Source organism: Streptomyces sp. NPDC058307 (assembly GCF_042880295.1).
Lineage (GTDB): Bacteria > Actinomycetota > Actinomycetes > Streptomycetales > Streptomycetaceae > Streptomyces.
The window spans coordinates 1-5,833 of sequence record NZ_JBHVYZ010000115.1 but is presented as its reverse complement, the minus strand read 5'-3'; the positions used below and the strand labels follow the sequence as shown (position 1 = coordinate 5,833).

2 protein-coding genes are annotated in these 5,833 nt (G+C 74.6%); one reads left to right on the top strand and one right to left on the bottom strand.

Annotated elements, in window-relative coordinates:
* Positions 1–300: 300 nt before the first annotated feature.
* Positions 301–2,247, top strand: a complete 1,947-nt coding sequence (locus tag ACFVYN_RS40185; protein WP_390007628.1) for a sigma-70 family RNA polymerase sigma factor — start codon at positions 301–303, stop codon at positions 2,245–2,247.
* Here ACFVYN_RS40185 and ACFVYN_RS40180 read toward each other — a convergent pair.
* The gene (locus ACFVYN_RS40180; RefSeq protein ID WP_390007625.1) at positions 2,234–5,518 is read right to left on the bottom strand and encodes an ATP-binding protein; all 3,285 of its coding nucleotides are present in this window, start codon (positions 5,516–5,518) and stop codon (positions 2,234–2,236) included. The two genes, ACFVYN_RS40185 and ACFVYN_RS40180, sit on opposite strands and share 14 nt — an antisense overlap.
* Positions 5,519–5,833 lie beyond the last annotated feature (315 nt).

Genomic DNA, 5,833 nt, shown 5'->3' with positions numbered 1-5,833 from the left:
GTGACCGGGTGGGGGGGGGGGGGGGGCCCCGGCGGTTGTGCCGCGGGGGGGGCGGGGGGGGGGGGGGGCCCGCCCCCCCCCCCCCCCCGCGACAATCCGGCGTCTTCCGGCTGCGGCAACCAACTCCCGCATCCGCAGCGAGGGTTGAGCCTGCCCCATATCGGTGATGCTCAGTACTGCCGTGCGGGAAGTCCCCACAGATGAGTGGATGCGCCGCACGCAGTGCGCTGACCAAAAGCCAATATGGCACTCTGACCCGGTGTTCGGGACTGGTTGGGCCGGCGGCGGGGGCATTCCGCGATGAGCGTTGACGGGCGGAACGACCCCCTCGGTGAGGGCGACGGGGAAGCCGGAGGCACCCCACAGGTGCCGGGCCAGGGCGGCCGCGCGGGCATTCCGCAGGGTGGCATCCCGGCACAGGGCGGCGAACCCGTCGAGGGCAGCGTCCCGGCGCAGCGCGACCGGCGCGAGGACGGCAGCGTCCTGCCGTCGCCCAGGCAGCTGCCACCGTCCGACGCCGGCCTGATCGAGCGGATGCGCGCCGGCGACGACACCGCCTACGAGGCGCTCTACCGGCGCCACGCGGACGCGGTGCGCCGCTACGCCCGCACCTGCTGCCGCGACGGCCACACCGCGGACGACCTCACCGCCGAGGTCTTCGCCCGCATGCTCCAGGCCGTGCGCCGGGGCCACGGCCCCGAGCACGCCGTACGCGCCTATCTGCTCACCAGTGTCCGCCGCGTCGCCGCCGACTGGACGAAGTCGGCGAAGCGGGAGCAGCTCGTCGACGACTTCGCGGTGTTCGCCGCCCGGGCCGCGCACACCTCGGAGGTCTCCGACGACGACACCTTGGACCTCGGCGCCGACGTACGCGCGCTGCACGTGGCCGAGCAGTCCATGGCCATGCAGGCCTTCAGGTCGCTGCCCGAGCGCTGGCAGGCCGTGCTGTGGCACACCGAGGTCGAGGACGAGTCGCCGAGCGAGGTCGCCACCCTCTTCGGGCTCGACGCCAACGGCACGCGCGTGCTGGCCAGCCGGGCTCGCGAGGGCCTCAAGCAGGCCTATCTCCAGGCCCACGTCAGCGCCAGCCTCGCCGGCGACGAGGAGTGCGCCCGCTACGCCGACCGGCTCGGCGCCTACGCCCGCGGCGGGCTGCGCACCCGTGCCGAACGGGGTCTGCGCAAGCACCTGGAGGAGTGCGCCAAGTGCCGGCTGGCCGCGGGCCAGATCAAGGAAGTCGCCGGCGGGATCCCCGCCGTCGTACCGATCGCGGTCATCGGCTGGTTCGGGGCCGCCGGATACGCCAAGGCCGTCGGACTCGTAGCGGGCGCCGGAGCGGGAGCGGCCGGTGCCGCGGGCGCAGCCGCCGCGGCGGGCGGGGGCTCCTCGGGCGGGGCGGCCGCGGGCGGTGCCGGGGCCTCGGAGGGGCTCGGCGCACCGGTGAAGGCGGGCATCGCGGCCGGGGTGGTCGCCGTGGCCGCCGCGGCGGTGGCGCTCGCGCTGATCGGCGACGACAGCCCGGCCAGGAAGCCGGACGCCAAGCCGCCGGCATCCGCACCGGTGGTCGAACCGGCCAACCCCTCGCCCAGGCCTTCCCCGAACCGGCCGGACTCCCCGGTGGTCCCGGTCGCGGCGGTCGCGGCGGTCGCGGCGTCCCCGACACCGACACCACCCTCGAAGAAGCCCACTCCCACACCGCCCGTGAAGCGCAGCGCGGCTCCTACACCGACCCCCACCCCCACATCGCCACCGCCCCCGAAGCCCACCCCCACACCGCCACGGACTTCCCCGCCGCCCCCGCCCCCGCCCCCGCCGGTCGTCTACCAGTGGAGCGAGCTGGCCTACGACGTCTCGGGCGACGGCAGCGAGCCCGAGATGCGGATCGGCGAGAACAGCTGGGTGTGGCAGCGCTACGGCGTCTCGGTCGCCGACCGGACGTACGCCCACGGCGTGACCGTGCACGGCCGCTCCTCCGTCACGATCGACCTCAACCGCGCCTGCTCCTCCTACGACGCGATGGCCGGCGTCGACGACATGACGCTGGGCCTCGGCAAGGTCCGCTTCTCCGTGTACGCCGACGGGGTCCGGCTCTGGAGGTCCGGGCTGGTCGAGGGCGGTGACCCGGCCGTGCCCGTCCATGTGAACCTCGCCGGGCACAGGACCGTACGGCTGGTGGTCGAGCCGCACAGCCCCTTCGACGATCTGATGCTCGCGGACTGGGCGGAGTCGAAGTTCAGGTGTTCATGAGGCGCCGCGCCCGCGTCACCTCGTCGAGCTCGGCGAGAGCCTCGTCCGGGGTGAGGGCCGTGCCCCGGGCGTGTTCCGCCGCGTAGCGCACGGGGCCGAGGCCGGTGCGGGCGTCGGCCTGGGCGCGCTCCACCTCCACGCGCTCGGGGTGGGGACGCGGGTCGCCGCCGCGCCACCGCTCGGCGGCGGCGATGAGGCGGACCGCGCGCGTCAGGTCGCCGAGGTCGCGGAGCAGGACCGCCGCGCCGTCCACGAGCGTCGCCACGACCATGTCGGAACACCGCTTCTCGATCGCCTCCCGGACGGTGTCCGCCACCAGGGGCAGCCCGTGCTCCGGGCCCGACTCGGCGGCCGTCACCATCGCGGCGACCGAGTTCAGCATCACCGCGAACTGGGGTGGCGAGGGTGACGGGCCGACCTGCTCGCGCACCGCGTCGACCAGCTCACGCGCGCGAGCGGTGTCCTTGTCCTCAAGGGCGATGTGAGCCCGCATCATCCTGACGAACGCCCGGGTCTCCGGGACGCCGTACCGGTCGCCGGCGGCGCTCGCCTCGTCCAGGGTGGTCAGCGCGGTGGCGCGGTCACCCATGCGGTAGGCGACCTCGGCGAGCCGGGCGACGAGGAACGGCGTCTCGGCGTACGCCCCCACCTCGTGGGCGAGGCGCAGTGACTCCTCGTACTCCTCCCTGGCCTCGGCCGGGCGGCCGCGGGCCATGGCCGCCTCGCCGGCCGCACTGCTGACCTGGGCGCGAAGCCAGCGGTCGCCCACGCGGCGGCTGAGCACCCGGAGTTCCGCCAGGTCGTCGTCCACACCGGTGAGACCGCCCGCCGAGTCGACCACCAGGTGGGTGCGGAACATCAGGGCGACGGCGACGGCCCAGTCGTCGCCGTGGGCCCGGCAGTGGGCGACAGAGGTGGCCATCAGGGGGCGGATGTCCACCGGGTCCTTCAGCATGAGCCCGATCATGGGCCAGACGATGCCGGGCAGGCGGGCGGCGTCGGGGCCGCCCTGCGCGAAGTGATCCTGGACGAGTTCCACATAGCGGCGGAGGCGGGGGGCCAGGTCGCCGTCCATGGGCTCCGTCTCGGACTTGAGGAAGAGATGGAGCATGCGCAGGTTCATGCGCCGGCGGTGTGCCGAGTGGTGCGTCTCGGTGTGCGCGGTGGCGAGGTAGGCGTCGATCGGGTCGTCGGCCTCGCGGTCGGACGGAGTGTGGTGCGGGTCCGTCAGGGCCCCCGACACGGCCCCCCTGTCCAGGGCCGTCCCGAGGCGCAGGACGCTTTCCACCCAGGTCACGCCCTCGCGGCGGTAGTTGCGCAGCCACCAGAACCAGCCCATGCCGAGCGCCAGGGCAGCGGCCTGCGTCTCGTCGCCGGCGACGAGCGTGCGGTCGAAGGCAGCGCGGATGTTGTCCAGCTCCGTCTCCAGGCGGGAGATCCACGGGAGTTGCCCGGGCGAACGCAGCTGTGGCTCGGCCTCCTCGACGAGGGCGCGCACCCACGCGCGGTGCCGGAGCTCGGCGGCGGCGCGCAGTTCGGGGCACTCGGCGGCGCGCTCCACGACGTACTCGTGGATGGTCTCCAGCATGCGGTAGCGCATGCCGTCGGAGCCGTCGCGCTCGCTCGGGGTGGCCACGATCAGGGACTTGTCCACGAGCGCGCCGACGAGTTCGGCGGCCGGGCCGGTGCACACCGCCTCCGCCGCCTCCAGCTCCCAGCCGCCCGCGAACACCGACGCCTCGCGCAGCAGGGTTCGCTCCGGCTCGTCGAGCAGCTCCCAGGACCAGTCGACGACGGCCCGCAGGGTCTGCTGGCGGGGCAGCACGGTACGGCTGCCGGAGGTGAGCAGCCGGAAGCGGTCGTCGAGCCGGTCGGCGATCTGACGTGAGGTCAGCATCCGTAGCCGGGCGGCGGCGAGCTCGATGGCGAGGGGCAGCCCGTCGAGACGCCGGCAGATCTCGGCGACGGCCTCCTGGTCGGCGAGCACGGCGTCCGTGTCGGGGCGGACTGCGGCGGCGCGCTCGGCGAAGAGGCGGTGGGCCTGGTCGGGCAGGAGGGGCTCGACCGGGCGCACGGATTCGCCCGGCACGCCCAGGGGTTCACGGCTGGTGGCGAGGACGGTGAGCCCCGGGCAGCGGGTGAGGAGGGTCTCCGCGAGGTGGGCCGCCGCCTCGATGACATGTTCGCAGTTGTCAAGGATCAGGAGTTGGCTGCGCGGGGCGCAGTACTCGACGAGCAGGGCGAGCGGGTCGTCCTGCGGGGCCGTCAGCTCGGTGGTCATGAGCACGGTCTCGCGCAGACCGAGCGCGCTGACCACCGCGCCGGGCACCGCCTCCGGCCGGTCGAGCGGCGCGAGCTCGACGAGCCACGCCTGCGGGAGCCCGGCGGCGGCTTCCTCGGCGAGACGGGTCTTTCCGGATCCGCCCGGTCCGGTGAGGGTGACGAGGCGGGCCCTGTGCAATTCGGAACGGATGGCGTCGAGTTCGGGTTCCCTGCCCACGAAAGAGGTAAGACGCGGACGGATGTTGCCGCTGCGCTCGACGCGGGCGTGGCTGACCGGGGCCATGAGCAGCTCACCGTGCAGGCCGCGCAGCTCCGGGCCCGGATCGGTGCCGAGGCCGTCGGCGAGGGTCCGGCGGGCGCTCTCGTAGGCGGCGAGGGCATCGGCGCCCCGGCCGCTGTCACGCAGGGCGCGGATGAGCAGAACGTGCAGCGGTTCGTCGTACGGATGGGCTGCGGTCAGCTCCTTCAGCTCCGGTACGACGTCCTGGGCCCTGCCGAGCAGCAGGTCCGCCTCGATCCGGGCCCGGGTGGCCTCCGCGCGCAGGGCCTCGGGGCGGGTCGCGGCGGTGCGGTCGGGGAGGTCGGCGAGGGCGTCACCGCGCCACAGGGCCAGGGCCGCGGTGAGTTCCCGGCCGGCCGTGAGCGCGTCGCCGCGTGCCAGGGCCGCGGTTCCTCGCCGTACGAGCTGTTCGAAGACGTACAGATCCACGTCGTCCTCGCCGGCGGCCAGCCGGTAGCCGCCCGGGCCGGACACGATCGCGTCCCTGCCGACGGTACGACGGAGCCGTCCGACGAGAGCCTGGAGCGCGGCCGGGGCGTCCTGCGGCGGCGCCTCCCCCCACACCTCGTCGATCAGCGTCTCGGTGCCGGCGGTACGGCCGGGGCGCAGGGCGAGGGCGGCGAGGAGGGTACGGAGACGGGGGCCGAGGGGTATGACGGTGCCGTCGTCGTCCGCTGCCTGGGTGACGCCCAGAATTCTGTACCGCACCGGTTCATTGTCACTGGGTTCGAGGCGACGGCTGTGGGTTTTCGCGCCGCAGGGTTGCCGGGCGGCTGCGGGCAGCTGCGCTGGGCTTGGACCGGGCGCCTACAAGGGTGCCGGGTCGGGTCGTCGGGCGGGTGCGGCTGCGTTGTGGCTGGTCGCGCAGTTCCCCGCGCCCCTAGGGAGCTGCAGGCACCTGCGCCGACGACGGAACCCTTCGCCACCCCACGCACCAGGGCGGACCGTTCGCCGGACGGCGCGCCAGGACGGGCGGTTGGCCGCGTACGGCGGGAAGGGGACGGGGTGGGGGGTGTCCGCCCG

Bases quoted from the DNA above. Each gene is read 5' to 3' on its own strand.
- ACFVYN_RS40185 (WP_390007628.1), top strand. From the start codon at position 301: ATGAGCGTTGACGGGCGGAACGACCCCCTCGGTGAGGGCGACGGGGAA.